Here is a 23,742-nt window from a genome sequence, read left to right as displayed (position 1 = left end):
TCAGCCGCCTGTCATACTCATGTGGCGCGCGACAGCCGGGCGTTTGTGCCGGCGGTCGATGACGAAGTCATGGCCCTTGGGCTTGCGCGTGATCGCCTCGCGGATCGCCTGGGCCAGCACGGCGTCGTCGGTCGACGGCGCGCGCAGCAGGTCGCGGAATTCCGCCGCGTCATCCTGGCCGAGGCACATGAACAGCGTGCCCGTGCAGGTCAGCCGCACGCGGTTGCAGGATTCGCAGAAATTATGGGTCATCGGCGTGATGAAGCCGATCCGCCCGCCGGTTTCCTTCACCGTGACGTAGCGGGCCGGCCCGCCGGTCGCGTAGTCGGTGTCCTCCAGCGTCCAGGTCTTACGCAGGCGCGAGCGCACCAGCGACAGCGGCAGGTACTGGTCGGTGCGGTCGCCGCCGATATCGCCGAGCGGCATGGTCTCGATCAGGCAGAGGTCGAAGCCGTGCTCGCCGCACCAGGCGACCATGCGGTCGAATTCATCCTCATTGACGCCCTTCAGCGCCACGGCGTTGATCTTCACCGCGAGGCCGGCGGCCTTGGCGGCGAAGATGCCGTCGAGCGTCTGTTCCAGCTTGCCCCAGCGGGTGACCGCGGCGAAGACGCCCGGGTCCAGCGTGTCCATCGACACGTTAATGCGCCGCACGCCGGCCGCATACAGATCCTCGGCCATCTTGGTCAGCTGAGTGCCGTTGGTTGTGACGGTCAGCTCGCGCAAGCCACCGGCGCCGATGCGGGCGCCGAGGCTGCGCACCAGCGTCATCACCCCCTTGCGCACCAGCGGCTCGCCGCCGGTCAGGCGGATCTTGTCGGTGCCGAGGGCGATGAAGGCGCCGCAGAGCCGATCCAGCTCCTCGAGTGTCAGGATCTCCTTCTTCGGCAGGAAGGTCATGTCCTCGGCCATGCAATAGACGCAGCGGAGGTCACAACGATCCGTCACCGAGACGCGCAGATAGGTCACCGCCCTGCCGAAGGGGTCGATCAGGCCGGTGGTGGAAGGATCAAGGTCCTGCATGGTCGGGATTTGGGGCCGGACGCCCCATGGCTGCAAGCCCCCATCGGCACGCGGGGCGAGCAGGTGCCGCCCCGCGGCCGGCGGGCAGCGGGTCAGCCTGCCGGTGGGTGATATGCGAAGGATGCCGCCTTGACCTTCTGCATCGACCGTTGGGCCTCGGCCGAGGTCATCAGCGCATGGGTCCGAAAGGCCGTGAAGGCTCCGCTGGACGCCACCCGCATGCTGCAGGCGGCGGCGCTCTCCGTGTCGGGAAATTCGGCGACCAGCATGCCGTCGCGCTTACCCAGCATGAAGTAGTAGCAGAGCAGGCGGCCGCCAAAGGCTTCGACCACCTGCCGCGCAGGGGCCTCGCGGTCCTGGGGGTTTTCCACCAGCGCCTTCGCCTGTGCGGCCGTGAATGACCACTCATACATGAAATGAGGCATGGTTTCCTCCCTGGCGGCCGTCTTATGGCCGGCCGCCACGCAGGTTACGCCCGCAAGTTACTGTACCGAGAATTAATTTCGTTATCCAAACAATGCAAGTCCGCCGGCCGCAAGCAGCACTCCCATGGCGAAGGGGCGGTACAGCCGTACCGGGACGACATGGAACAGACGCGTGCCGACCGGCACCGTCAGCGCCATGACCGGCAGGAGCACCGCCAGGCGCAGCAGCGTCGTCACGCCCACCAGACCGCCCAGCAGCGGCACGATTACCGACACGATCGCGATGGAGGCGAAGAACATGATCAGGTTGGCCCGATGGCGCTTCGCTTCCTCGAGCCCGGCCAGCAGGTAGAGGATGACCGGCGGCCCGCTCATGCCCGTCGAGCCCTTGAGCAGCCCGGCCACTGCGCCGATCGCGATGTTGAGCGAAAGCGGCCGCGTGCCATGGTAGCGCCAGCCCGACATCAGCAGCAGGCCGAACACGAGCACAAATCCGCCGATGAAGCGGCGCAGCACCTCGCCATCCACCGTGAACAGGAACCAGGCACCGAGCGGGGTGCCGAGCGCCGCGGCGCCGCCCAGCGGCAGCACCACGCGCCGGTCGGCTTCCTTCATGGCAGAGGGCAGCAGCTGCACCGAGACGACGAGTTCCATCAGCAGCATCACCGGCACCCCGGCGCGCGGTCCCCACAGCAGGGAATAGACCGGGGCGAGGATCACCGCCGTGCCGAAGCCGGAATAACCGCGCATCACGCCCGCGACGGCGGTCGCCACGATGGCGGCCAACAGGCGCCAGTCGGCCAGGACCGGCCAGGCCGACTCGGCAAGGCTGCTCAACGCCGGTCATCCTCCAGAATCTCGAGGTCCACCACGGCGGCATTGATCAATACCTTGCCCGCATGCTCGAAATTCACCGTAATGCGACTACCCGCCACGGATTGAACCTGCCCACTGCCCCAGTCAGGGCGGGACGGAAGACGGACTCGCATGCCTGGTTCAATGGTTGCGCTCACGGCCCCGGCGCTAATGTGGCGTCAATGAGCGCAGAGGATACCGTTCGCCGTCATGACGCAAGGGATGCCCGAACGATGACCCTCCAGCCTACCGCCAACATCGACCTGGCGCGGATGGTCGGGCTGCGCCTGTGCCACGACCTGGGCGGCGTGGTCGGCACCATCGGCAACGCGCTCGACATGATTTCCGAGGTGGGGGGGGAGGCGCAGACCCTCGCCCAGGACGCGGCCGAGGTGCTGCGCCGCCGCCTGGTACTGTGGCGCGCCATGCTCGGCGGGCAGGGGGAGGCGACGCTCGGGAGCACCCTCGCGCTGCTCGATGGGCAACTCGCCGGCGGGCGGGCGACGGCCGAGGCCGGCGCGCTCGACCTCGGCGTCAGCCTGCCCGAGGCGGTGGTGCCGGCGCTGCTGGCCGCCATGGTGCTGGCTGGCGAGGCATTGCCGCGCGGCGGCCGGGTCTGCCTGGCCGGCGACCCGGGCGGCGAATTGGCGATCTGGCCCGACGGGCCACGCGCGGCCTGGCCGCCGTCGCTGCTGCGCGCCCTGGGCGGGGAGATGCCGGTGGACCCGATGGGCCGCGACCTCACCGTTGTCTGGCTGTGCAGCCTCGCTACCGCGGCCCGGCTGCGCCTGTCCATCGCCATGCCGCCGGGCCAGACGATGGGACCGCTGATGATCATTTTCGGCGCCTGAGGCTGGCCGGGCTTTACGGATTCTTTCGTCCGGCCGGGTGACGTTGTCCCCCTCGAAGCGCGAGGGCTGAGATGGACGACTTGCTGGTGGATTTCCTCACCGAGACCAATGAGGGGCTGGTTGCCCTCGATTCGGCGCTTGTGCGGCTGGAACGCGCACCCGATGACCAGCCGACGCTGTCCGAGGTGTTCCGCCTGGTCCACACCATCAAGGGGACCTGCGGCTTCCTTGGCCTGTCGCGGCTGGAGGCGGTGGCCCATGCCGGCGAGAACATCCTCGGCCGCTATCGCGACGGCACGCTGGCGGTCACGCCGGCCGGCATCACGCTGATCCTCTCGGCGCTCGACCGGATCAAGGCGATCGTCAGCGGCATCGAGGCGAGCGGCACCGAGCCGGTGGGCGATGACGTGCCGCTGATCGCGGCGCTCAACGCCGCGGCCGAGGGCGAGGATGCACCGGCACTGGCACCGGCGCCGCCGTCCGCCGCTGCTCCGCCCTCGGTGGCGCCGAGCGAGGCACCGGCGGTCGAGGCGCCCCCACCTGCCAGCGCCCGTCCCGCTACCTCGGCCATCGACGAGCCCGCCACCGAGGTGATGGCGCCCAATGGCAGTGCGCCCGTCACGCAACAGACCATCCGCGTCTCGGTCGATGTGCTGGAAGACCTGATGACGCTGGTCAGCGAGCTGGTGCTGACGCGCAACCAGTTGCTGCAATTGGCGCGCGCGCATCAGTCCGATGCCTTCGCGGTGCCGCTGCAGCGGCTGTCGCACATCACCTCCGACCTGCAGGAAGGGGTGATGAAGACTCGCATGCAGCCGATCGGCCATGCCTGGGCCAAGCTGCCGCGGCTGGTGCGCGACCTGTCGCATGAATTGGGCAAGAAGATCGAGCTCGACATGCGCGGCGCGCAGACCGAACTCGACCGCCAGGTGCTGGAACTCATCCGCGACCCGCTCACGCACATGGTGCGCAATTCGGGCGACCACGGGCTTGAGAAGCCGGCCGAGCGGCGCGCCGCGGGCAAGCCAGAGACCGGCCGCGTCATCCTGAACGCCTATCATGAAGGCGGCCACATCATCATCGAGGTCGGCGACGACGGGCGCGGACTGCCGGTCGACCGCATCCGAGCCAAGGCGCTGGCCAATGGCCTCGCGACCGAGGCCGAACTCGCGCAGATGAGCGAGCGTGAGGTGCTGCGCTTCATCTTCGCCGCCGGCTTCTCGACCGCGCAGCAGGTCACCTCGGTGTCGGGCCGCGGCGTCGGCATGGATGTGGTCAAGACCAACATCGAGAAGATTGGCGGCACCGTCGAACTGATCTCGAAGGAAGGTCGCGGCACCACCTTCACCATCAAGATCCCGCTGACGCTCGCCATCGTCTCCGCGCTGATCGTCGAGGCGGGCGGCGAGCGCTTCGCCCTGCCGCAGATCGGCGTGGTGGAACTGGTGCGCGTCGGCGCAGCGCAGGAAGGCGCGCCGCGCATCGAACGGATCAAGGATGCGGCGGTGCTGCGGCTGCGCGACCGGCTGCTGCCACTGGTCTCGCTTGCCGGGCTGCTGCGCCTGCACGCCGCCAGCGAGGACCAGGGCTTCGTCGCGGTGATGCAGGTTGGCGGCCAGGCCTTCGGCATCATCCTCGACCGCGTCTTCGACACCGAGGAGATCGTGGTCAAGCCGGTGGCCCCGATCCTGCGCCACATCACCATGTTCAGCGGCAATACGATCCTCGGCGACGGGTCCGTCATCATGATCCTCGACCCGAACGGGATTGCGCGTGCCGCCGGTGTCGGCCTCGATGCCGCGACCGAGGAGGAGCGCCGCAACTTGCCGGCCTCGATCGACATGCGGTCGAATGCGCATACCTCGCTGCTGCTGTTCCGCGCCGGCGATGGCGGGCCGAAGGCGGTGCCGCTCGGCCTGGTCGCGCGACTCGAGGACATCCCGGGCGAGCGGATCGAGATGTCGGGCATGACGCCCGTGGTGCAGTACCGCGGCGCGTTGATGCCGATCGTGCCGATCAGCGGCCACTGGATGGCGCCGGAGGGCGATGCCCGCCAGCCCGTGCTGGTGTTCACCGAGAATGACCGCGCCATGGGCCTCGCGGTCGAGGAGATCCTCGACGTGCTCGAGGAGAAGCTCGAGATCGAGCCCGGCACGGGTCGTCCCGGCTATATCGGCAGCGCGGTGATTGCCGGCCGGGTGACCGAGGTGATCGACACCGCCTATTGGCTGTCTCAGGCCGGCGACGACTGGTTCCGCGCCGCGCCCTCGGCGCGCAGCAATGCCGCGCGGCCGCGCCTGCTGCTGGTCGAGGATAGCGCCTTCTTCCGCCATCTCGTCGTGCCGGTCCTCTCGGCCGCGGGCTATGAGGTCATGGCGGTCGAGAGTGCGGTCGCGGCGATGCGGGTCCGCGAGGAAGGCGTGCCCTTCGATGCCATCGTCTCCGACATCGAGATGCCGGACATGGACGGGCTGGCCTTCGCTCGCGCCGTGCGCGCCGGCGGCGCGTGGTCGGAGTCGCCGCTGATCGCGCTTTCGTCGCGTGCCGAACCCGCCGATGTGGCGCGCGGCCGGGAGGCCGGCTTTACCGACTATGTCGCGAAATACGACCGCGATGCGCTGCTGCGGTCGCTGTCCGAATGCCTGTCCGCGCCGATCCAGGCGTGAAGGGATGACCGCCATGCAGACCACCACCGCGGCCGCCGACGCTGCCGTGCGGCCGCCGCCGCCCGCTTCCACCGCCGCCGCCCCGACGGAGGAGGATGTGTTCCTCACCCTGACCGTCGCCGGCCAGGCCTGCGCCGTGCCGGTGCTGGCGGTGCGCGACGTGCTCGGCGCCCATGCCATCACGCGCATCCCGCTCGCGCCGGGGGAGGTGGCGGGCAGCCTCAATCTGCGCGGCCGCATCGTCACCGCGCTCGACCTGCGGCTGCGGCTCGGCCTGCCGCCGCGCGACGCCAAGGCACCGCCGGCAATGAGCGTTGTCGTCGAGCAAACCAACGAACTCTACGCCCTGTTGGTCGACCAGGTGGGCGAGGTGGTGCCGATGCCCGCCAGCGGCTTCACGGCCAATCCGCCGACGCTCGACCCAATGTGGCGGGAGGTGTCGCGCGGGGTGCATCGGCAGGAAGGACATCTCGTCATCGCGCTCGACGTCGGGCGTGTCCTGGCGATCGGCTGAGGGAACGACAATGACGCAGCGAACCTGCCTAGTGGTGGATGACAGCCTTGTGGTGCGCAAGGCGGCGCGCCGCATCATCGAAGGCTTCGGCTTCGCCGTGCGCGAGGCGAAGGACGGGCAGGAAGCGCTGGATGCCTGCCGGGCACAGCTGCCCGATGGCGTGCTGCTCGACTGGAACATGCCGGTGATGGACGGCATCACTTTCCTGCGCGCCGCGCGGGCGGAATTCGGGCCCGACCATCCGCGCATCGTGCTCTGCACGACGGAGGCCGAGATCGCCCGCATCATCGAGGCGCTGAGCGCCGGGGCGCAGGAATACGTGATGAAGCCGTTCGACGCGGACATCATCCGCGACAAATTCACCCAGGTCGGCCTGCTGGAGGAAGTGGCATGAACCCTGCGCCCCCTTCGATGGAGGAGGTGCGGGTGATGCTGTGCGACGACAGCGCGACGGCGCGCGCCATCCTGGCGCGGCTGCTGGAATCCGAGCCTGGCATTCGCGTGGTGCACCGCGCACCGAATGGCGAGGCGGCGCTGGCCGCGCTCGCCGAGGCGCGGCCCGATGTGGTGCTGCTCGACCTTGAAATGCCGGTGATGGACGGGATGACGGCGCTGCCGCTGATCCTGAAGGCGGCGCCGCGTACGGCGGTGATCGTCGCCTCCGCCCTGACCCAGCGCGGTGCGAAGGCGGCGATCGCCGCCCTGGCCGCCGGGGCGGCGGATTACATCCCGAAGCCGCAGGGTTCGACGGGTGGCGCGGCGGACCCCGTCTTTCGGACCGAATTGATCACCAAGGTGCGCGGCTGGGCGCGGATGAAGCGGCGCGAGGGCAAGCCCCTGGCACGGCCGGCGCCAGGGCCGCCGCCGCCACGTCCGACATCCCGTCTTGCGCCCGCCGCGCGGCCGGCCATCGTCGCGATCGGGTGTTCGACCGGCGGGCCGCAGGCGCTGGCCGCGCTGCTGAAGCGCCTGCCGCGCCTGCCGGTGCCGATGGTGGTGGTGCAGCACATGCCGGCCGGCTTCACCGCGATGCTCGCCGAGCATCTCGACCGCCTGGGCACCTTGCGCTGTGCCGAGGCGAAGGAGGGCGAGGTGCTGGTGGCGGGCCGTGCCTACCTGGCCCCCGGGGACCGGCATCTGCTGGTTGAAGCGGCGGCGGGCGGCATGCGTGCGCGCATCACCACCGATCCGCCAGAGAATTTCTGCCGCCCCGCCGTGGACCCGATGCTCCGCAGCGCGGTGCGCGCCGCCGGCGGCAAGGTGCTCGCGGTGATCCTAACCGGCATGGGCCATGACGGTCTGGAAGGCTGCCGCGCGGTTGCCGCCGCCGGTGGCCAGATCCTCGCACAGGATGAGGCGAGTTCCGTGGTCTGGGGGATGCCCGGGGCGGTGGCGCGTGCCGGGCTGACGTCGTGGCTCGCCCCGCCCGAAGCCCTGGCTGAACGCATTGCCGCGATTGCGGCCGAGAGGATCGTCGCATGACGCCGGATAGCTTCAACTTTCTCGCGGGCCTGGTGAAGGTGCGCTCTGGCATCGTGCTGACGGCCGATAAGGGCTACATGCTGGAGACCCGGCTGGGCACTATGCTGCGGCGGGAGGGCATTGCCGGCCTCGACGCGCTGGCGCTGCGCTTGCGCGCGCCGCGGTCTGAGGCGCTGGCCGCGGAAATGGTCGAGGCGCTGACCACCAATGAAAGCTCGTTCTTCCGCGACGGCAAACCCTTCGAGCATCTGAAGAAGCTGTTGCCGAAGCTCGCCGCGGCGCGGCCGCCGGGCCAGGCCATCCGCATCTGGTCGGCTGCCTGCTCCTCGGGGCAGGAAGCCTATTCCATCGCCATCACCGCGGTCGGTCTCGGCGCGGCGCTGGCGGGGCGGCGCGTGGAGATTGTCGGCACCGACCTGTCGCAGGAGATGCTCCAGCGCGCGCGGGAGGGTGTCTACACCCAGTTCGAGGTCCAGCGCGGCTTGCCGGTTCAGATGCTGGTCAAGCACTTCCGGCAGGAGGGTACGCGCTGGCAGGTGGCGCCCGAGCTGCGTGCCATGGTGTGCTGGCAGGCCTTCAACCTGTTGGACGACCCGCGCGGCCTTGGCCGGTTCGACGTGGTGTTCTGCCGCAACGTACTGATCTACTTCGACGCGCCGACCAAGTCGCGCGTGCTGGCGGCGCTGGCCAGCCTGGTGGCGGCCGATGGCGTGGTCTATCTCGGCGGGGCGGAGACGGTGCTTGGCCTGACCGACCGCCTGGTGCCCACGCCCGGCGAGCGCGGCGTCTATGAAGCGGCCCGGCCGGCAGCACGGACGGGCTGACACCCCGTGGATCCACGGATTGGAATGTTGGCCACGGCGCCCGGCCATCCGCGTGCCAGCAGGCCGGGCGCGCGACGCTGCCTGGCCTCGAGGCTCGACGATGTGCTGGTGGTGGTGGTCGGGCCCGGCCCGCATCGGCGGGGCCGGGCAGCCGTCCGGCGCGGATCAGGCCGCGCGAACGTCGAGGACAACCGGGCCGGTGATGCCAGCCGCACTGGTCTGCCAGCCGGCAGCGCGGGACGCGGTGGGGTCGCGCAGCACATAGCCGCGGCCCCAGACCGTGCCGATCAGGTCGGAGGCACCGGCCTGGGCGAGCTTCTTGCGCAGCTTGCAGATGAAGACGTCGATGATCTTCACCTCGGGCTCGTCAATGCCGCCATAGAGATGATTGAGGAAGGCTTCCTTGGTCATCACCACGCCTTTGCGCAGGGCGAGCAACTCCAGGATCGCATATTCCTTCCCGGTCAGATGGACGGTACGGCCTTCGACCGTCACCTCCCGCGAGCCGAGGTTGAGGTTCAGCGGCCCGACCGACAGGGTCGGCTGGCTGAAGCCCTTGGCGCGGCGGACGATGGCCTGGATGCGGGCCACCAGTTCCTGCTGGTCGAAAGGCTTGGTGATGAAGTCATCGGCCCCCATGCCGAAGACCTTCACCTTGGTCTGCGGGCGACTGACGCCCGACAGGATCAGCACCGGCGTCTCGATCCGCGCAGCCCTCAGCCGGCGGACAACCTCCGAACCGTCGATATCGGGAAGCATCAGGTCGAGGATGACGATGTCGTAGTCGTAGAGGCGGGCCAGTTCGACCGCCTCCTCGCCGGTATCGGCGCTGTCGACGATCATGGCTGACTGGCGGAGCATCATTGTGATGCCACGCGCAGTCGTGAGATCATCCTCAACTAACAAGACGCGCATTTTGGTGCCCTCTCACGCTACAGGCGATAAGGTACCACCTATACGTGCATCATCAAGCGGTTTTTCACCAACAAGCGGGTTCAAGAATAACCCGTAAACCTGATTTTGTAAACGAACCCAACAAAAGAGACATCATGAGCGGGAGGATGGACCCCTCAGCTCCCGCAGGGCAACTACCCAGGGTTGTGGCGCCTCGCGCGGTAGGAAATGGCCCGCACCTGCAATCACCTCACGCCGATAGCGGCCGAGGAAACGCCGCGTCTCGTTCTCGCTGTTGGCCGGCGGATCCACCCCATCCTCCGCCCCGTGCAGCACCACGGTGGGCACGGTGATGGGCGGCTGCGCGGCCAGCCGCGCCTCGATCCCTTCCAGCGCCGGGTCGCCCGCGGCGGCCTTGTGGCGGTGGCGGTAGGATTGCACCACCGTCGCGACGAAATCCGGATTGTCGAAGCTCGCCGCGGTTACCGCATATTCCGCATCGGTCATCGGATAGGTCGGCGACCACATCTTCCACAGCAGCCTGCAGAAGGCGGCGCGATTGGCCGTGAGCCCGGCCACGCCGCGTTCGGTGTGCAGGTACCATTGGTACCAGTAGCGCAGCTCCCGCTCCGGCTCGCGTGGTTCGGTCGAACGGGCAATGTCCTGGATGTTGTAGCCGGTCGCCGAGACCAGCCCGCGCACCCGCTCGGGCCACAATGCGGCGACGATGCAGGCGGCCCGCCCGCCCCAGTCATAGCCCGCCAGCAGCGCCTGGCCGATGCCCAGAGCGTCCATCAGCGCCAGCAGATCCGCCCCCAACGCCGCCTGCTGGCCCGATCGCGGCGTCGCCGGGTCGCGATACCGCGTCGGGCCATAGCCGCGCAGATAGGGCACCACCACCCGATAGCCGGCGGCCGCGAGCGGCGGGGCTACCCCATCCCAGGTGCGGACATCGTCGGGGAAGCCATGCAGCAGCACGACCGGCTGGCCGTCTTCCGGGCCGTGCAGTTCGACGGCGACATCCAGCGCGCCGGCGGTGACCATCACATGGGACACGCTTTCTCTCCTTCTCATTCGACCGGGTCAGCGGCACAGCGCCGAGAGCGCCCGGCCCCTGGCGCGTGGCGGCAGCATCTGGACGCATTCCCGCGCCGTCGCGGGCAGCACCTGTGCCAGCACCGTGGCCGTGCCCTCGTACCGGCAGACGATCAGGAAGCCACGTGGGCTGCCTTGCGAGACATCCCAGCGCTGCCGCAATTGGCCGCCCTGCATCGCGCTTTCATCCGGCACCAGGGAGCCAGGCGCCTCGGCGCGCAGGTCGCCGGGGCCGCCATCGACGATGGTCACGCCCTCGAAGCGCTTGCGGCCGGCCGAGTCCGGGCCGCGATAGGGAAAGCCGGTAGGGGAGGGATGCGGGTCCACCATCCAGCCCGGCATCGCCTCGGCGGTGAGCGGCGTGGTGACGGCGGCCGGGCAGGTGATCTCCGCCGCGCCGGCAGTGCCGGGCAGCAGCAGAAGCAGGAAGGCGATGCGTCGCATGGGGTGGCCTCGCGTGGGATCGGCGCGGCCAGGGTGGTGCCGATACGCCCGCAGGCGCAATGCGCCACGTCTCACCGCCAGCGGCGATGCATCCACAGCCACTGGCCCGGATATTCGCGCACCCAGCCTTCGATGACGCTATTCATCTCCTGGGTCGCGGCTTCGACATCGATCAGACCTTCGGCGTCGCGCGGCAGGGCGATCTCCTCGGTCAGGTCCAGCCGGAAGCGGCCGCCCGGCAAGCGGATGGCGCGCGCGCCATGCACAGGGCAGTCGAAGCGCCGCGCCAACTGCGCCAGCAAGGGATTGGCGAAGGCCGGCCGGCCGAGGAAGGTGATGCGCGGCCCGCGCCCGAACCGCTGGTCCACCAGCATGCCGATATGCTTGCCGCGTTCCAGCGCTCGCGCCAGCTTGAACGGCGCGGACATGCCCGCCGCCACCAGCATGCCCATGCTGTCCTGGCGCAGGCGCAGGATTTCCTTGGCCACAGCCGGGCTGTTTGGCGTGCGGTACAGCACCGCGCTCTCTATGCCGTGCTTGGCGGCGGCGATCGCCGGCAATTCCCAATTCGCCAAATGCGCCGAGAAGACGATTGCCGGCTTGCCGTCCTCGCGCAGCCTCTCGTACAGCGCCATCGTCTCGGCGCTGGCGGTGATGCGCCCGGCCTCGGGGTTCTCGGGGTCGAAATCCCAGATGCTGTCCATATGGACGTATTCGCAGGCGACCCGGCCGAGATTGTCCCATGCCTCGGTCAGGATCGCTGCGCGTTCCGCCTCGGTCTTCTCCGGGAAGGCGCCGGCGATGTTCTCCCGCCCGATGCGGTTGGCGGAGGTCAGCGGGCCGAGCCTGCGCGCCATCCACGCCCCGATGCGCGGCCCGGCATCCGGCCCCAGCAGGCGCAACAGCGCGAAGACCGCCCGGACGAGCAGCCCGAACAGGCGGTCGGCGAACAGCCAGAGGCGGTACTTAAAGCGTAACAACGATCTTCCCGAAGACGCGCCGGCTTTCCAGCCGGTCGAGCCCTTCCGTGAAGCGTTCCACCGGCAGCACCGTGTCGAGCACCGGCAGGATGCCGCGCGCCATCTTGGCGTAGCCATCGGCGATGTTGCGCATCGACGCGCCGAAGGACCCGAAGATGCGCAGCTGGCGCTGGAAGATCATCATCAGGTTGGTCTCGGCTGACACGCCGCTGGTCGACCCACATGTCACCAGCCGCCCACCCATGCGCAGCGACAGCAGCGACCCGGCCCAGGTCGAGGCGCCGACATGCTCGAACACCACATCCACGCCGACCTTCCCCGTCGCGCGGCGCGCCACGGTCGGAAAGTTCTGCGTCGAGTAGTTCACCACGATATCGGCGCCGAGCGCCTTGGCCTTCGCGCACTTCTCGTCATCGCCCGCGGTCGCGATGACCGTGCAGCCGAGATCCTTCGCGATGCGCACCGCCACCGTGCCGATCCCCGACCCGGCGGCATGCACCAGGATGGTCTCGCCCGGTTCCAGCTTCGCATTGTCGAACAGCATGTGCTCGACGGTGGAGAAGGTGATTGGACCGCAGGCGGCATCTTCCCAGCTGATGCCGTCCGGCACCCGCACCATCAGCCGCGCTTCCTGGTTCACCAGCTCGCAGGCGAAGCCACCGACATGGAAGCCCTTCACGCCGCGGACGTCCTCACAGAGGTTGTCCTGCCCGGCCAGGCAACGGCGGCACTTGCCGCAGGTCAGCGCGCCATAGGGGGCGGCGCGGTCGCCGATCTTCCAGCCGGTCACGCCCTCGCCGATGGCAACCACCTCGCCCACCGCTTCGGCCCCGACGATCAGGGGCATCTCGCGCTTAGCGAAGGCCATGCCGCGGAAGCCCCACACATCGATGTGGTTGAGCGCGACGGCGTGGATGCGTAGCGTCACCTCGCCAGCGGCGGGGGGCGGCGGGGCGGGGATGTCCTCCAGGCGGAGGTCACGGTCGGCGTGGAGGCGGAGTGCGCGCATTCAACAGAAAGGTCGGGGGAGAGAACTCCCCCGAACCCCCTCCTTTTTTTGACTTTTGGAGACTGACATCTGGGGACGGCGCCAATGGACAGAAAACGGAGGGGGATTCGGGGGAGGTGTCCTCCCCCGACCTTCCTTCCTGTTCACGGCGCCGCGCTCACCACGAGGCAAACATTCTGTCCGCCGAACCCAAACGAGTTCGACAGCACATGCTTCAGCCCCGACACCTTGCGCGCCACGTTCGGCACGACGTCGAGCGTTACCGCCGGGTCCGGCTCATGATGGTTGATGGTCGGCGGCAGTACCTGGTCGCGGATGGTCAGCAGCGAGAGCGCCGCCTCGATCGCCCCGGCGGCCGACAGCGTGTGCCCGAGCATCGACTTGTTGGACGAGATCGGCGGCGGGGCGTCACCGAACACGGCGCGCATGCCGAGCGTCTCCATCCGGTCGTTCTCGGGCGTGCTGGTGCCATGCGCGTTGACGTAGCCGATGTCGGTGGGCGCGAGCCCCGCATCGGTTATGGCGTTGCGCATGGCGCCGATAATGGCGTGGCCATCCGGGTTCGAGCGGGTGCGGTGGAAGCTGTCCGCCCGCTCTCCGCAGCCCGACACGATGCCGAGCACGGTGGCGCCGCGCGCCGTCGCGTGTTCGAGGCTTTCCAGTACCAGGGCGGCCGCGCCTTCGCTCATCACGAAGCCGTCGCGCGACTTCTCGAAGGGGCGGGAGGCGCCCTCGGGGTCGTCATTGCGCGCCGTCAGCGCCGACAGCAGGGAGAAGCGGATCACCGCCTCAGGCTGCACCGACCCATCGGCACCGAGGGCGATGGCGGCGTCGGATTCGCCGCGCTGGATGGCTTCCACCGCCATCTGGATGGCCGAGGCGCCGGTCGCACAGGCCGTGGTCAGCGCGATCGGCGCGCCACGGGTGCCGAAACGGGCCGCCAGCCGCTCGCCGACGCCGCCGAACAGGAAGGTCTCGTAGATGTCGGTGCGGCCGGTCGCGACCTGGGTGATCGCGGTGTAGGCGCCGTTGCCATTGGCCTGGCGGGCGAGTTCGAAACGCTGCGGCCATTCCATCTCGACCGGCGGCATGCCGACCATCAGCGGGCCAGGGAAGGCGCCGGGCTCACCCAGGGCAGCCTGAGCCAGGGCTTCCTCGACCGCAGCGGCGGCCATGCGCTCGACCCGGATGGCAGAGGAGACCGGCGGCCCGCCGGCGGCTTCCTCGGGCAATTCGACGGTGCCGGCGATGATGGTGCGCAGCTTGTCGACCGGGAAGCGGCGGATGCGGGAGATGCCGGACTTGCCGGCGACGATCGCCGCCCAATTGGCTTCCCGCCCCCAGGCGAGGGGGGTGACGAGGCCGATGCCGGTGACGGCGACCAGCGGACGCCCGAGATGGTCCTTCATGCCACGCGCTCCAGAAGGGCGAGCGCCTCGCCCCGCCACTGGCCGAAGCCGGTGATGAGAATGCGCTCCACCGGCCCGTCCCCGATATCGGCCGGGTCCATCGCCGGATAGAAGCCCCCGCGCGACAGCGCCAGGGCGCCGAGCGCGACATTGGCCGGGAAGGTCGCCTCGATGCCATGGCCGAGCAGCGAGCCGGTCCGGCGCACCGCCGTGGCCTTCACGCCGGCGAGGAAGGCTTCCTCCTCGACGCGCGCCTCGGCGACGCCGGTCATGCCGGAGAGCACGCCGAGCCCAGTTTCTGGCGCGCCGAGCTTCTGCCACAGCGCGGCGGCCGTCGCGGAGGAGCTGCCGGCGCGCTCATGCACCGCATCGGTGGCGACGCCGGCCAGCTTCGCGAGGGGCTTGGCACCACGGGCGGCTGCGTGTTCGGCGGTCTCGAGCACCAGGAAGGCGCCGAGCGCCCCGCCGACGAAGCCGCCGGACCCGTCGCGCGCCGAGATCGGCGCGAAAGGCCCGCGCCACAGCGCATTCCCCGCGCCATACAACAGCACCAGGTCCCAGCGCTGGGACGCATAGGCGCCGCCCACCAGGGCGATGCCGCCACGACCTTCCGACAGCCGCGCGGCAGCGATGCGCACCGCGTCGGCGGCGGCAGCTTCCTCACCCATGAAGGTACGCGAGGAGCCGGTGACGCCATGGACGATCGAGATGTTGCCGGCCAGCAGGTTCGACAGCTGGGCGAGGAACAGCGTCGGGCGCAGCTCGGTGCCGAGCTTGTCGTTCAGCGCGCGGCCGGCCTCGTCGGGCGGCAGGGTGCAGAACGCGCTCGCCACGGCTTCGTCCACCGCGACGTCGCGCTCGCCACCGCCGGCGGCGACGATCAGGTGCATGTCCGAGACCAGCCCGCGTGCCCCGGCCTGGTCGATGGCGAGCCCGGCGGCATAGGTACCCAGGCGCTGCCAGGGTTCCATCTGGCGCTGATCGCCCTTCTTCGGGATCTGCGCGTCGAGTGAGAGCGGCGGCAGCGGGTGGACCGCATGCGGGGCGAAGGCGGTCTCGTCCAGCACCGGGGTCGCACCCGGCTGCGACAACACGGACCAATGCAGATCGGCCCCCTCGCCGAGCGAGGAGACCAGCCCGATGCCGGTGATGACGACGTCCTGGCGGGTCATGCGAGGCCAAGCTCCTGCCCGCGGCCACGCATGGCGGCGGCAAGTTCGGGGGCGGGAAAGTCCATGATGCGCAAGGTCAGCTCCGCGTCGCAGATACGCTTGCCATTCGCCTCGATGCGCGCCTTCGTCACGGCGTAGCCCGACCCGTCATGCAGGCGCTGCGCATGGACCGTGACCGGCGTGCCGGGGCCGATAAAGGATCGGAACTTGGCTTCCTTAACGCCCATCAGGAAGGGCATGCGCTCAAAATTGCCGAGCTTGAGCAGCAGCCAGCCGGAAGCCTGGGCCATGGTCTCGACCAGCAGCACGCCGGGCATCAGCGGGTAGCCGGGGAAATGCCCCTCGAACACCGGGGAGGCGTCAGGGATGGTGCTCTCGACCACGATCGATTCGCCGTCGAAGGAGACGACGCGGTCGATCATCTGGAAGTATTCGAGCTTCAAGGCGGGTTCCCCCCGGCCGCGGCCGGCTCAGCCGCCCTTGGCGGCGACCAGCTCGTCGATGCGCGCGGCCAGATTCTTCATGACGAAGTACTGTTCCGCCGGCGCGGTGCCGGCGTTGACTTCCTGCGTCCAGGCCTCGACAGGGACCTTGATGCCGAAGGCCTTGTCGATGGCGAAGACGATGTCGAGGAAGTCCAGGCTGTCGATGCCGAGATCATTGATCACATGGCTGTCGGGCAGGATCTTGTCCCGCTCGACTTCGCTGTTTTCGGCGATGATGTCGGCGATGCGGTCGAAGGACGAGGCCATGGGTGGCCCTCCGTGGGGAATCCGGGGTGGGGAAGGGATTGGGGGGCGTCTTTGGCGCGAATGAGGCCGGATGGCAAGTTTCGAGGCCCGCATGGGCGGTGACCCGGCAGGTTTGGCGTGAGTCCGGCGGCCCCTGACGCCCCGGAAGGGACGCGCCGACCGGTCGCCTATGTCCTCGCCGTCCTGCTGACCGGCCTGGCCGGCGGGCTGGCCGGGGTGTCACTGGCGCTGCTGCTGCATGCCATCCAGCACCTGGCCTTCGGCTACAGCCCGCACGCGCTGCTCGGCATGGAAAGCTTCCTCGACGGCGTGCGGGCGGCCCCGCCATGGCGTCGCCTGGTGGTGCTGGTCGGCTGCGGCACGGTAGCCGGGCTCGGCTGGTGGGTGCTGCATCGGTTCTGCCGGCCTTTCGTCTCGGTGGAGGCTGCCATGGCCGATCCCGCCACGCCCATGCCGGCCGCCACGACGATCGGCCATGTGCTGCTGCAGATCGTCACCGTCGCGCTGGGGTCACCGCTGGGACGGGAAGGGGCGCCGCGCCAGCTCGCCGCCCTGGCCGCCGGGCGGCTTGCCAGCGCGTTGCGGTTGCCGGCGGAGGAAGCGCGCGTCCTGATCGCCTGCGCGGCCGGGGCGGGGCTGGCGGCGGTCTACAACGTGCCGCTCGGCGGGGCGCTGTTCACCATGGAGGTGCTGCTCGCGAGCTTCGCCCCGGCGGTGGCGGTGCCGGCGCTCGGGGCAGCCGCGGTGGCGGCGGCGGTGGCCTGGGTCGGGCTGGGGGATATCTACCAGTACCGGCTGCCGCCGCTTGCGGTCAGCGCTTCGCTGGTGGCCTGGGCGGCGGCCTGCGGGCCGGTGCTCGGGCTGGGCGGCTGGCTGTATCGCCACGCCATGCGACGGGCCCGCACCGGGGCGGTGCATGACGCTCGGAGCATCTTGTTCTGCCTGCTGGTCTTCGGCCTGATCGGGCTGGCCGCCATGCCCTTCCCGGCGCTGCCGGGCAATGGCAAGGGGCCGATCCAACTCGGGCTGGATGGCACGCTGGGGATCGGGGTCGCGGCGATGCTGATGGTGTTGAAGATCCTGGCCACCACCGGGGCGCTGCGCGCCGGGGCCGATGGCGGGCTGCTGACGCCGGGGATGACGATCGGCGCGTTGCTGGGCGTGGTGCTGGGCGGGGTGTGGAGCCTGGCTTGGCCTTCTGGGGCCGGGCACGGGGCCTACGCGCTGGTCGGCGCCACCGCGTTCCTTTCGGTGTCGATGCGCATGCCGATCACCGCGATTGTGCTGGGATTCGAACTCACCCGCGCGGACGATGACTTCGCATTGCCGGTGCTGGTGGCCGTAGCGGTGGCGACGGCCATGGCGCGGCTGTGCGACGGGATGAGGAGGGCTGAGTGACCGACAGGCCGATCAGGCTGCCCAATGCCGACCACCCGATCAGCATCGCGCCCGCTTCCGGGCGGGTAGCGGTGCGGGTGGGCGAGGTTGTCATCGCCGACAGCGCGGCGGCGCTGACGCTGTGCGAGGCGCGGTATCCGCCGGTGCACTACATCCCGCGCGGGGATGTGGACATGGCGCAGCTCGAGCCCAGCGCGCACCACACCTACTGCCCCTACAAGGGGGAGGCATCGTATTTCAGCGTGCCGCTGCTCGGGGAAAAGGCGGCGAATGCGGTCTGGAGCTATGAGGCGCCCCATGACGCGATGAAGGCGATCGAGGGGTATCTGGCCTTCTATGCCGATCGGTTCAGCATCGAGGTCGTTTAGGCACGGCCCGGCGTGCCGTTTGCCAGGGTGGGTATGCCCCCGGGGAGAGTCGAACTCCCATACCCTTACGGGTGGGCGATTTTGAGTCGCCTGCGTCTACCATTCCGCCACAGGGGCCTGCGCCGCCCCTGGTAGCCGGGGGCGACGTGAGTCGTCCAGAGCCTCGCCGCTTATTCCGCGGCGGCGGCGCTTGCCGGGGCCGGGACGACCTTCGTCTCGAATTCCGCCGGCCCGGTGATCTCCAGGATCTCGACATCGTCGGAATGCTCGATCTCGCGGTGCTTCACCAGCCGCGGCTGGTAGCAACAATCGCCGGCCTTGAAGGTCTTTTCGCCGATATCCTCGTATTCGAAGCGCACCCAGCCCTTCAGCACGAAGAACATCTGGAAGGGCAGGTCATGGGTGTGCCACTGGCCGGTGGCGTGCTCGCCCGGGATGCCGCGGATGACATGCGCCCCGAAGGCGCCTTCCGTGGCCTTGGCGATGCCGAGGTCGCGATACTCGAAGAAAGCGCGCAGCCCGCGTTCAAAATGGGCGCCCTCGGCGTGGCTCGTGGTGGTCTGTGTCATTGCATCCTCCCGAAAAGAGCGGGGGCAGGATTCCACCCCCCCGCCGTCAGTCCCCACCAGCCAGAAAAAGGAGGGGGATTCGGGGGAGTTCTCTCCCCCGACCTTCCGTCACTCCAGCGGCAGGGCAATGTGCTGCACGAATCCTGGCCGGGTCTTCAACGTTTCATAATATGCCGCGAGGTTCGGCAGGTCAGGCCGTTCGATCGGCAGCGCGAACCATCGGTGCACCCAGCAGCCCAGCGCGATGTCGGCCAGCGTCAGCGCATCCCCGCACAGGAAGCGCCGGCCCGCGAGCTTCGCGTCGACAATCTTCCATAGACGCCCGCAATCCTCGCGTGCCTTCTTCTCCGCCGCCCAGTCGCGCTCGTTCTCCTTCAGCCGGATATGGGTGAAGAAGATCACCACCATCGGGCTGGTGACATGGGCCAGCGCCCAATCCATCCAGGTCTCGGCCTCGGCCCGGGCGCGCGGCGCCTTCGGATACAGCGGGCTGTCCGGCGCGTATTCATTGCACAGGTAGCGGCAGATCGTGTTGGCCTCCCACACCGACCAGCCGTCTTCCTCCTGCAGGGTCGGCACCAGGCCCATCGGGTTCATGGCGCGGTATTCGGGCTCGCGCGTGCGGCCGAAGGCGCCGCCGGCGTCGATGCGGTCATAGGGCAGGCCGAGCTCATCCAGCGCCCAGAGCACCTTCATGACATTGCTGGAACTGGCCCGGCCCCACAGCTTGCGCATCGCTCTCTCCCTCGCGTCGGGGCGAGGCTAGGCGCGGCCCGCGTACCGGTCCAGTTGCGCCGGCGCCGCTGCGGCGCAACATGGGCGCCATGCCCTACGCGCTTCTCATCGTCGTCCTCGCCGCGGCCGCGCCGCTCTTCGCCCTCGGCAGCGAAACCTGGTGGGGTCTCGCCCCTTGCGAGCTCTGTCTGTGGCAGCGCTGGCCCTATTGGGCGGCGGCCGGGTTGGCCGCCCTCGGCGTACTTATCCCTGGCCGGGCGCGCACCGTGCTGATCGGCCTGGCCGGCCTTGCCGCGCTGGTCTCGGCCGGCATCGGCGCGCTGCATGTCGGCGTCGAGCAGGGCTGGTGGCCTTCCCCGCTGCCGAGTTGCCAGGCGCCGACGGCCGGCACTGCGGGCAGCATCGACGACATGATGCGCAGCCTCGCCGCCGCGCCCACCAAGCCGTGCGACGCCGCGACCTATCTGATCGAGGGCCTGCCCCTGACCATGGCGGCGATGAACCTTATCTACGGGCTGAGCCTTGGCGCGCTGGCGCTGGTGTTGGCCCGCCGGAGCACCCGCCCATGACCCACCCCGACCCCACCCCGCGCGCCATGGTCGAGCGCGCCATCCGTGTCGACCACGCCGGCGAATACGGGGCGAAGCGGATCTACGAAGGTCAGCTCGCCGTGCTCGGCCGCACCAAATGGCGTGGGACGCTCGAACACATGAAGGACCAGGAGCAGGTCCATCTCGACACCTTCTCCCGCTTGGTCGGCGAACGCCGCGTGCGGCCGACCGCGCTGCTGCCGGTCTGGCATGTCGCCGGCTTCGCGTTGGGGGCGGCGACCGCGCTGCTCGGCCATCGCGGCGCCATGGCCTGCACCGTCGCGGTCGAGGAAGCGATCGACGAACATTACCAGGCCCAGGAAGCCGCACTCGGCGAGGATGAGGCCGCGCTCAAGGCCCATATCGCTACCTTCCGTGCCGAGGAACTGGAACACCGCGACATCGGCCTCGCCAACGAGGCGGAACAGGCCCCCGCCTACCGACTGCTCTCTGCCGCCATCAAGGCCGGCTGCAAAGTGGCGATCCGGCTCAGCGAACGGATCTGACCCCCGCTGCATCTTTCCGCCCCGTCACGTGTTGTGTGTCTGCACGCAACAGGTGAACCGGGAGGAACAAGATGCGCGCGATCCTGTTGCTGATCGGCGCGACGCTTCTGGCCCCGCCGGCGCGGGCTGAGGTCACCCTGGCGCTGTCCTGCGGGTCGGTGGGCATCGAGGCCCGGCTCTGCCGCGAGGGCGCGGAGGCCTGGGCGCGCGACACCGGCAATCACGTCACGATGATCTCGACGCCGGCCGGCAGCTCGGAACGCCTGGCGCTGTACCAGCAGCTCCTCGCCGCCCGGTCGGGCGACATCGACGTGCTGCAGATCGACGTCGTCTGGCCAGGCATCCTTGCGGCGCACCTTCTCGACCTGTCCGGCGCGCTCGATGCCGTGGCGCGGGCCGAGCAATTCCCGGCGATCCTCGCGAACAACACGGTGGCGGGCCGGTTGGTGGCGATGCCGTGGTTCACAAATGCCGGCGTGCTCTATGTTCGGCGCGACCTGCTGGACCAATATCACCTGCCGGTGCCCGAAACCTGGCGGCAACTCACCGACACCGCGCGCCGCATCCAGGAGGCCGAGCGCGCCGCCGGCCATGCGCGAATGTGGGGCTTCGTCTTCCAGGGCCGCGCCTATGAGGGGCTGACGGTCAACGCGCTGGAATGGGTCAACAGCCATGACGGCGGCACCATCGTCGCCCCGGATGGCGCCATCACCATCGACAACCCCCGCGCCGCCACCGCCCTGGCCCAGGCCGCCGGCTGGGTCGGCACCATCGCCCCCGAGGGCGTGCTGAACTACGGCGAGGAGGAAGCCCGCGGCGTGTTCCAATCGGGCAACGCCGTCTTCATGCGGAACTGGCCCTACGCCTGGCCGCTGGTGAACGCCGAGGACAGTCCGGTGCGCGGCCGTGTCGCCGTCGCCCTGCTGCCACGCGGCGCGGGGGAGGGTGGGCGCCACAGCGCGACGCTCGGTGGCGAGCAACTCGCCGTCTCGCGCTACTCCCGCCACCCGGACGAAGCCGTGGCGCTGGTGACCTACCTGACCTCCCGCGCCGAACAGAAGCGCCGCGCCATCACCGCCGCGCTCAACCCGACCATCCGCGACCTGTACGAGGACCCGGAGGTGCTGGCCGCCAACCCCTTCTTCGGCACGCTGCGCGGCGCCTTCGAGAACGCCGTCGCGCGCCCGTCGAGCGTCACCGCCGGGCGCTACAACCAGGTCTCCGCGCAGTTCTGGAACGCCGTGCACACCGTGCTGTCCGACCACGGCGAGGCCCCCGCGGTCCTCCAACGCCTCGCACGCAGCCTCGAGCGCGTGCGGCGGCACGGCCCATGGTAGCGCCCGCCGCCCGCGGCCTGTCGGCCCTCGCGCTGGAGCGCCGCCGCGCCGCCTGGCTGTTCCTGGTGCCGATGGTGGTGACGGTGCTGCTGGTCGCCGGCTGGCCGCTGGCCCGCACCATCTGGTTCTCGCTGACTGATGCGCGGCTCGACGACACCGCCGCGCCCGCCTTCATCGGGCTGGAGAACTACGCCTGGCTCATCCAGGACCCCGACTGGTGGAACGCCGTGCGCAACACCGTCTCCTTCGCCATCGTCTCAGTCTCGCTGGAGACGCTGCTCGGCCTCGTCATCGCGCTGGCGTTGAACGAACGCATGCGCGGGCGCGGCCTGCTGCGTGCGGCAATGCTGATCCCCTGGGCGATCCCAACCGTGGTCTCCGCGCAGATGTGGGGCTGGATGCTGCACGACCAGGTCGGCGTGGTGAACGAGGCGCTGCTCGCGCTCGGCGTCATCGCCCGCCCGCTTGCCTTCACCGCCGACCCCGACCTCGCGCTATGGGCCGTCGTCGCCGTCGATGTGTGGAAGACGACGCCCTTCATGGCGCTGCTCATCCTGGCCGCGCTGCAATTGCTGCCCGGCGAGATCTACGAAGCGGCCGAGATCGACGGCCTCGGCCCGGTCGGCCGCTTCTTCCGCCTGACCCTGCCGCTGATCCGCCCGGCGCTGATGGTCGCCGTCATCTTCCGCGCGCTCGACGCGCTGCGCGTCTTCGACCTGATGTATGTGCTGACCGGCAACAGCGCCGCCACCGCCTCGATGTCGGTCTATGCGCGCCAGCATCTCGTGGATTTCCAGGATGTCGGCTTCGGCTCCGCGGCGGCGACCGGGCTGTTCCTGGTGATCGCGGCGGCAACGGTGCTGCTGGTGACGCTCGGCCGCGTGCGCCTCGGCGCGGCGGAGGACGGGCGATGAGCGGGCGCCGGCTGCGTAGCCTGGCGGCCCGCGCCCTGTTCGCGCTGCTGCTGCTGGTGATCGTCGCCTACACGGTCTTCCCCTTCTTTTGGGCGATCGTCTCCTCGCTGAAATCGGGCAGCGCGCTGTTCAGCGCCGAGCTGTTCCCCGCCGACCCCGCCTGGGGCAACTACGCCGCCGTGTTCCGCGACCGGCCCTTCGGGCGGAACATCCTCAACTCGGTCGTCGTCGCCGGGTCGGTGGTGGCGGTCTCGCTCGCCCTCGGGGCCAGCGCGGCCTTCGCCCTGGGGCGCGTCGCCTTCCGCGGGCGCGGGGTGATGCTGGCGGCCATCCTCGCCGTCTCGATGTTCCCGCAGGTCGCCGTGCTGTCGGGGCTGTTCGAGCTGATCCGCTGGCTCGGGCTCTACAACAACCTGCTGTCCCTGGTGTTCTCCTACCTGATCTTCACGCTGCCCTTCACCGTCTGGGTGCTGACCACCTTCATGCGCGAGATGCCGCGCGAACTGGAGGAAGCCGCCATGATCGACGGCGCCACGCCCTGGGTGGTGCTGACCCGAATCTTCCTGCCGCTGATGGGCCCGGCGCTGGCGACCACCGGCCTGCTCGCCTTCATCGCAGCGTGGAACGAGTTTCTCTTTGCGCTGACCTTCACCCTGACCGACGAGATGCGCACCGTGCCCGTCGCCATCGCCCTGATCAGCGGGTCGAGCGCCTTCGAACTGCCCTGGGGGCGCATCATGGCGGCCTCGGTCATCGTGACCGTGCCGCTGCTGGTCCTCGTGCTGGTGTTCCAGCGCCGCATCGTCGCCGGGCTGATGGCCGGCGCGGTGAAGGGCTGACGCAGCACGGCCCGGTTGCCCGAAGCGGGGGGAAGGAAATGCCCTGCCACCATCATGCATCTGCAACCCGGCGACCCCGCCCCCTGGTTCA

The 23,742-nt window shown here is 69.5% G+C and carries 28 protein-coding genes and 1 tRNA gene; 13 read left to right on the top strand and 16 right to left on the bottom strand.

Annotation, left to right across the window (positions count from 1 at the left end; genetic code table 11):
- The 4 genes from moaA to IEY36_RS03680 all read right to left on the bottom strand — a co-directional run bounded on the left by moaA (window position 1) and on the right by IEY36_RS03680 (window position 2,437).
- Window positions 1-1,023, bottom strand: a complete 1,023-nt coding sequence (gene moaA / locus IEY36_RS03695) for a GTP 3',8-cyclase MoaA (RefSeq protein ID WP_188965591.1) — start codon at window positions 1,021-1,023, stop codon at window positions 1-3.
- A 92-nt stretch (window positions 1,024-1,115) separates the two neighbouring features.
- Window positions 1,116-1,487, bottom strand: coding sequence for a GYD domain-containing protein (locus IEY36_RS03690; RefSeq protein WP_188965590.1), 372 nt, complete (start codon window positions 1,485-1,487; stop codon window positions 1,116-1,118).
- Between the two features lie 42 nt (window positions 1,488-1,529).
- Window positions 1,530-2,285: a sulfite exporter TauE/SafE family protein gene (locus IEY36_RS03685; RefSeq protein ID WP_229681095.1), complete on the bottom strand. Its 756-nt coding sequence runs from the start codon at window positions 2,283-2,285 to the stop codon at window positions 1,530-1,532.
- Window positions 2,282-2,437 (bottom strand): DUF3553 domain-containing protein, encoded by a 156-nt coding sequence (locus tag IEY36_RS03680; RefSeq protein WP_188965589.1) that lies wholly within the window; start codon window positions 2,435-2,437, stop codon window positions 2,282-2,284. The genes IEY36_RS03685 and IEY36_RS03680 overlap by 4 nt, the downstream gene beginning before the upstream one ends.
- 99 nt (window positions 2,438-2,536) lie before the next feature.
- Between IEY36_RS03680 and IEY36_RS03675 the strand changes: the two genes are divergently transcribed.
- The 6 genes from IEY36_RS03675 (at window position 2,537) to IEY36_RS03650 (ending at window position 8,640) form a co-directional block, all read left to right on the top strand.
- Window positions 2,537-3,154: a histidine phosphotransferase family protein gene (locus tag IEY36_RS03675; protein ID WP_188965588.1), complete on the top strand. Its 618-nt coding sequence runs from the start codon at window positions 2,537-2,539 to the stop codon at window positions 3,152-3,154.
- A gap of 71 nt (window positions 3,155-3,225) precedes the next feature.
- On the top strand, window positions 3,226-5,820 hold the full coding sequence (locus IEY36_RS03670) for a hybrid sensor histidine kinase/response regulator (RefSeq protein WP_188965587.1): 2,595 nt from the start codon (window positions 3,226-3,228) through the stop codon (window positions 5,818-5,820).
- 13 nt (window positions 5,821-5,833) lie between these two features.
- Window positions 5,834-6,334 (top strand): chemotaxis protein CheW, encoded by a 501-nt coding sequence (locus IEY36_RS03665; protein WP_188965586.1) that lies wholly within the window; start codon window positions 5,834-5,836, stop codon window positions 6,332-6,334.
- A gap of 10 nt (window positions 6,335-6,344) precedes the next feature.
- Complete coding sequence (locus IEY36_RS03660) at window positions 6,345-6,728, top strand: response regulator (RefSeq protein ID WP_188965585.1); 384 nt, start codon at window positions 6,345-6,347, stop codon at window positions 6,726-6,728.
- Window positions 6,725-7,816 (top strand): chemotaxis-specific protein-glutamate methyltransferase CheB, encoded by a 1,092-nt coding sequence (gene cheB, locus IEY36_RS03655; RefSeq protein ID WP_229681094.1) that lies wholly within the window; start codon window positions 6,725-6,727, stop codon window positions 7,814-7,816. The genes IEY36_RS03660 and cheB overlap by 4 nt, the downstream gene beginning before the upstream one ends.
- A complete protein-coding gene (locus IEY36_RS03650; RefSeq protein WP_188965584.1) occupies window positions 7,813-8,640 on the top strand; it encodes a CheR family methyltransferase in 828 nt (275 codons plus the stop codon). Before cheB ends, IEY36_RS03650 begins: the two co-directional genes overlap by 4 nt.
- 165 nt (window positions 8,641-8,805) lie before the next feature.
- Here the strand turns inward: IEY36_RS03650 and ctrA are convergent, their stop codons facing one another.
- The 9 genes from ctrA to IEY36_RS03605 all read right to left on the bottom strand — a co-directional run bounded on the left by ctrA (window position 8,806) and on the right by IEY36_RS03605 (window position 16,395).
- Window positions 8,806-9,555 carry a response regulator transcription factor CtrA gene (gene ctrA / locus IEY36_RS03645; protein ID WP_188965583.1) on the bottom strand — a complete coding sequence of 250 codons (750 nt, stop codon included), beginning with the start codon at window positions 9,553-9,555 and terminating at the stop codon, window positions 8,806-8,808.
- 132 nt (window positions 9,556-9,687) lie between these two features.
- Window positions 9,688-10,590 carry an alpha/beta fold hydrolase gene (locus IEY36_RS03640; protein WP_229681092.1) on the bottom strand — a complete coding sequence of 301 codons (903 nt, stop codon included), beginning with the start codon at window positions 10,588-10,590 and terminating at the stop codon, window positions 9,688-9,690.
- 27 nt (window positions 10,591-10,617) lie between these two features.
- Window positions 10,618-11,073 carry an STY0301 family protein gene (locus IEY36_RS03635; protein ID WP_188965582.1) on the bottom strand — a complete coding sequence of 152 codons (456 nt, stop codon included), beginning with the start codon at window positions 11,071-11,073 and terminating at the stop codon, window positions 10,618-10,620.
- 71 nt (window positions 11,074-11,144) lie between these two features.
- On the bottom strand, window positions 11,145-12,053 hold the full coding sequence (locus tag IEY36_RS03630) for a lipid A biosynthesis lauroyl acyltransferase (protein ID WP_188965581.1): 909 nt from the start codon (window positions 12,051-12,053) through the stop codon (window positions 11,145-11,147).
- Entirely contained in the window at window positions 12,040-13,062 is a 1,023-nt protein-coding gene (locus tag IEY36_RS03625; RefSeq protein ID WP_188965580.1) for a zinc-binding dehydrogenase, read from the bottom strand. Before IEY36_RS03625 ends, IEY36_RS03630 begins: the two co-directional genes overlap by 14 nt.
- Before the next feature lie 143 nt (window positions 13,063-13,205).
- A complete protein-coding gene (locus IEY36_RS03620; RefSeq protein ID WP_188965579.1) occupies window positions 13,206-14,471 on the bottom strand; it encodes a beta-ketoacyl synthase N-terminal-like domain-containing protein in 1,266 nt (421 codons plus the stop codon).
- Window positions 14,468-15,643 (bottom strand): beta-ketoacyl-ACP synthase, encoded by a 1,176-nt coding sequence (locus IEY36_RS03615; protein ID WP_188965578.1) that lies wholly within the window; start codon window positions 15,641-15,643, stop codon window positions 14,468-14,470. The genes IEY36_RS03620 and IEY36_RS03615 overlap by 4 nt, the downstream gene beginning before the upstream one ends.
- Window positions 15,640-16,086 carry a 3-hydroxyacyl-ACP dehydratase FabZ family protein gene (locus tag IEY36_RS03610; RefSeq protein WP_188965577.1) on the bottom strand — a complete coding sequence of 149 codons (447 nt, stop codon included), beginning with the start codon at window positions 16,084-16,086 and terminating at the stop codon, window positions 15,640-15,642. The genes IEY36_RS03615 and IEY36_RS03610 overlap by 4 nt, the downstream gene beginning before the upstream one ends.
- Before the next feature lie 27 nt (window positions 16,087-16,113).
- Window positions 16,114-16,395 (bottom strand): acyl carrier protein, encoded by a 282-nt coding sequence (locus IEY36_RS03605; protein WP_188965576.1) that lies wholly within the window; start codon window positions 16,393-16,395, stop codon window positions 16,114-16,116.
- Between the two features lie 117 nt (window positions 16,396-16,512).
- Here IEY36_RS03605 and IEY36_RS03600 point away from each other — a divergent pair, with 117 nt between their 5' ends.
- Together IEY36_RS03600 and IEY36_RS03595 are read left to right on the top strand one after the other, a co-directional pair.
- Window positions 16,513-17,793: a chloride channel protein gene (locus IEY36_RS03600; RefSeq protein ID WP_188965575.1), complete on the top strand. Its 1,281-nt coding sequence runs from the start codon at window positions 16,513-16,515 to the stop codon at window positions 17,791-17,793.
- A complete protein-coding gene (locus IEY36_RS03595; protein WP_188965574.1) occupies window positions 17,790-18,161 on the top strand; it encodes a DUF427 domain-containing protein in 372 nt (123 codons plus the stop codon). The genes IEY36_RS03600 and IEY36_RS03595 overlap by 4 nt, the downstream gene beginning before the upstream one ends.
- Before the next feature lie 34 nt (window positions 18,162-18,195).
- Here IEY36_RS03595 and IEY36_RS03590 read toward each other — a convergent pair.
- From IEY36_RS03590 to IEY36_RS03580, 3 genes are all read right to left on the bottom strand, one after another.
- Window positions 18,196-18,278: transfer RNA gene (locus IEY36_RS03590), tRNA-Leu, on the bottom strand.
- Between the two features lie 53 nt (window positions 18,279-18,331).
- Window positions 18,332-18,730, bottom strand: coding sequence for a cupin domain-containing protein (locus tag IEY36_RS03585; RefSeq protein WP_188965573.1), 399 nt, complete (start codon window positions 18,728-18,730; stop codon window positions 18,332-18,334).
- Between the two features lie 108 nt (window positions 18,731-18,838).
- Window positions 18,839-19,465, bottom strand: coding sequence for a glutathione S-transferase family protein (locus IEY36_RS03580; RefSeq protein WP_188965572.1), 627 nt, complete (start codon window positions 19,463-19,465; stop codon window positions 18,839-18,841).
- A gap of 89 nt (window positions 19,466-19,554) precedes the next feature.
- On the opposite strand from IEY36_RS03580, the gene IEY36_RS03575 reads away from it, so the two are divergent.
- The 5 genes from IEY36_RS03575 (at window position 19,555) to IEY36_RS03555 (ending at window position 23,651) form a co-directional block, all read left to right on the top strand.
- Window positions 19,555-20,034 (top strand): disulfide bond formation protein B, encoded by a 480-nt coding sequence (locus IEY36_RS03575; RefSeq protein WP_188965571.1) that lies wholly within the window; start codon window positions 19,555-19,557, stop codon window positions 20,032-20,034.
- On the top strand, window positions 20,031-20,561 hold the full coding sequence (locus IEY36_RS03570; protein WP_188965570.1) for a demethoxyubiquinone hydroxylase family protein: 531 nt from the start codon (window positions 20,031-20,033) through the stop codon (window positions 20,559-20,561). Before IEY36_RS03575 ends, IEY36_RS03570 begins: the two co-directional genes overlap by 4 nt.
- 71 nt (window positions 20,562-20,632) lie before the next feature.
- On the top strand, window positions 20,633-21,898 hold the full coding sequence (locus IEY36_RS03565; protein WP_188965569.1) for an ABC transporter substrate-binding protein: 1,266 nt from the start codon (window positions 20,633-20,635) through the stop codon (window positions 21,896-21,898).
- Window positions 21,892-22,812 (top strand): carbohydrate ABC transporter permease, encoded by a 921-nt coding sequence (locus tag IEY36_RS03560; protein ID WP_188965568.1) that lies wholly within the window; start codon window positions 21,892-21,894, stop codon window positions 22,810-22,812. The genes IEY36_RS03565 and IEY36_RS03560 overlap by 7 nt, the downstream gene beginning before the upstream one ends.
- Window positions 22,809-23,651, top strand: coding sequence for a carbohydrate ABC transporter permease (locus tag IEY36_RS03555; protein ID WP_188965567.1), 843 nt, complete (start codon window positions 22,809-22,811; stop codon window positions 23,649-23,651). Before IEY36_RS03560 ends, IEY36_RS03555 begins: the two co-directional genes overlap by 4 nt.
- Window positions 23,652-23,742 lie beyond the last annotated feature (91 nt).

Source organism: Neoroseomonas lacus, assembly GCF_014644535.1.
Taxonomy (GTDB): domain Bacteria; phylum Pseudomonadota; class Alphaproteobacteria; order Acetobacterales; family Acetobacteraceae; genus Neoroseomonas; species Neoroseomonas lacus.
The sequence above is the reverse complement of the archived record's forward strand: the minus strand, read 5'-3'. Positions and strand labels throughout refer to the sequence as shown.

Coding starts and splice junctions, on each gene's coding strand:
- IEY36_RS03555 (WP_188965567.1), top strand. CDS start 22,809: ATGAGCGGGCGCCGGCTGCGTAGCCTGGCGGCCCGCGCCCTGTTCGCG.
- IEY36_RS03625 (WP_188965580.1), bottom strand. CDS start 13,062: ATGCGCGCACTCCGCCTCCACGCCGACCGTGACCTCCGCCTGGAGGAC.
- IEY36_RS03580 (WP_188965572.1), bottom strand. CDS start 19,465: ATGCGCAAGCTGTGGGGCCGGGCCAGTTCCAGCAATGTCATGAAGGTG.
- IEY36_RS03665 (WP_188965586.1), top strand. CDS start 5,834: ATGCAGACCACCACCGCGGCCGCCGACGCTGCCGTGCGGCCGCCGCCG.
- IEY36_RS03675 (WP_188965588.1), top strand. CDS start 2,537: ATGACCCTCCAGCCTACCGCCAACATCGACCTGGCGCGGATGGTCGGG.
- IEY36_RS03620 (WP_188965579.1), bottom strand. CDS start 14,471: ATGAAGGACCATCTCGGGCGTCCGCTGGTCGCCGTCACCGGCATCGGC.
- moaA (WP_188965591.1), bottom strand. CDS start 1,023: ATGCAGGACCTTGATCCTTCCACCACCGGCCTGATCGACCCCTTCGGC.
- IEY36_RS03680 (WP_188965589.1), bottom strand. CDS start 2,437: ATGCGAGTCCGTCTTCCGTCCCGCCCTGACTGGGGCAGTGGGCAGGTT.
- IEY36_RS03650 (WP_188965584.1), top strand. CDS start 7,813: ATGACGCCGGATAGCTTCAACTTTCTCGCGGGCCTGGTGAAGGTGCGC.
- IEY36_RS03605 (WP_188965576.1), bottom strand. CDS start 16,395: ATGGCCTCGTCCTTCGACCGCATCGCCGACATCATCGCCGAAAACAGC.
- IEY36_RS03585 (WP_188965573.1), bottom strand. CDS start 18,730: ATGACACAGACCACCACGAGCCACGCCGAGGGCGCCCATTTTGAACGC.
- IEY36_RS03615 (WP_188965578.1), bottom strand. CDS start 15,643: ATGACCCGCCAGGACGTCGTCATCACCGGCATCGGGCTGGTCTCCTCG.
- cheB (WP_229681094.1), top strand. CDS start 6,725: ATGAACCCTGCGCCCCCTTCGATGGAGGAGGTGCGGGTGATGCTGTGC.
- IEY36_RS03660 (WP_188965585.1), top strand. CDS start 6,345: ATGACGCAGCGAACCTGCCTAGTGGTGGATGACAGCCTTGTGGTGCGC.
- IEY36_RS03670 (WP_188965587.1), top strand. CDS start 3,226: ATGGACGACTTGCTGGTGGATTTCCTCACCGAGACCAATGAGGGGCTG.
- IEY36_RS03635 (WP_188965582.1), bottom strand. CDS start 11,073: ATGCGACGCATCGCCTTCCTGCTTCTGCTGCTGCCCGGCACTGCCGGC.
- IEY36_RS03560 (WP_188965568.1), top strand. CDS start 21,892: ATGGTAGCGCCCGCCGCCCGCGGCCTGTCGGCCCTCGCGCTGGAGCGC.
- IEY36_RS03575 (WP_188965571.1), top strand. CDS start 19,555: ATGCCCTACGCGCTTCTCATCGTCGTCCTCGCCGCGGCCGCGCCGCTC.
- IEY36_RS03570 (WP_188965570.1), top strand. CDS start 20,031: ATGACCCACCCCGACCCCACCCCGCGCGCCATGGTCGAGCGCGCCATC.
- IEY36_RS03565 (WP_188965569.1), top strand. CDS start 20,633: ATGCGCGCGATCCTGTTGCTGATCGGCGCGACGCTTCTGGCCCCGCCG.
- ctrA (WP_188965583.1), bottom strand. CDS start 9,555: ATGCGCGTCTTGTTAGTTGAGGATGATCTCACGACTGCGCGTGGCATC.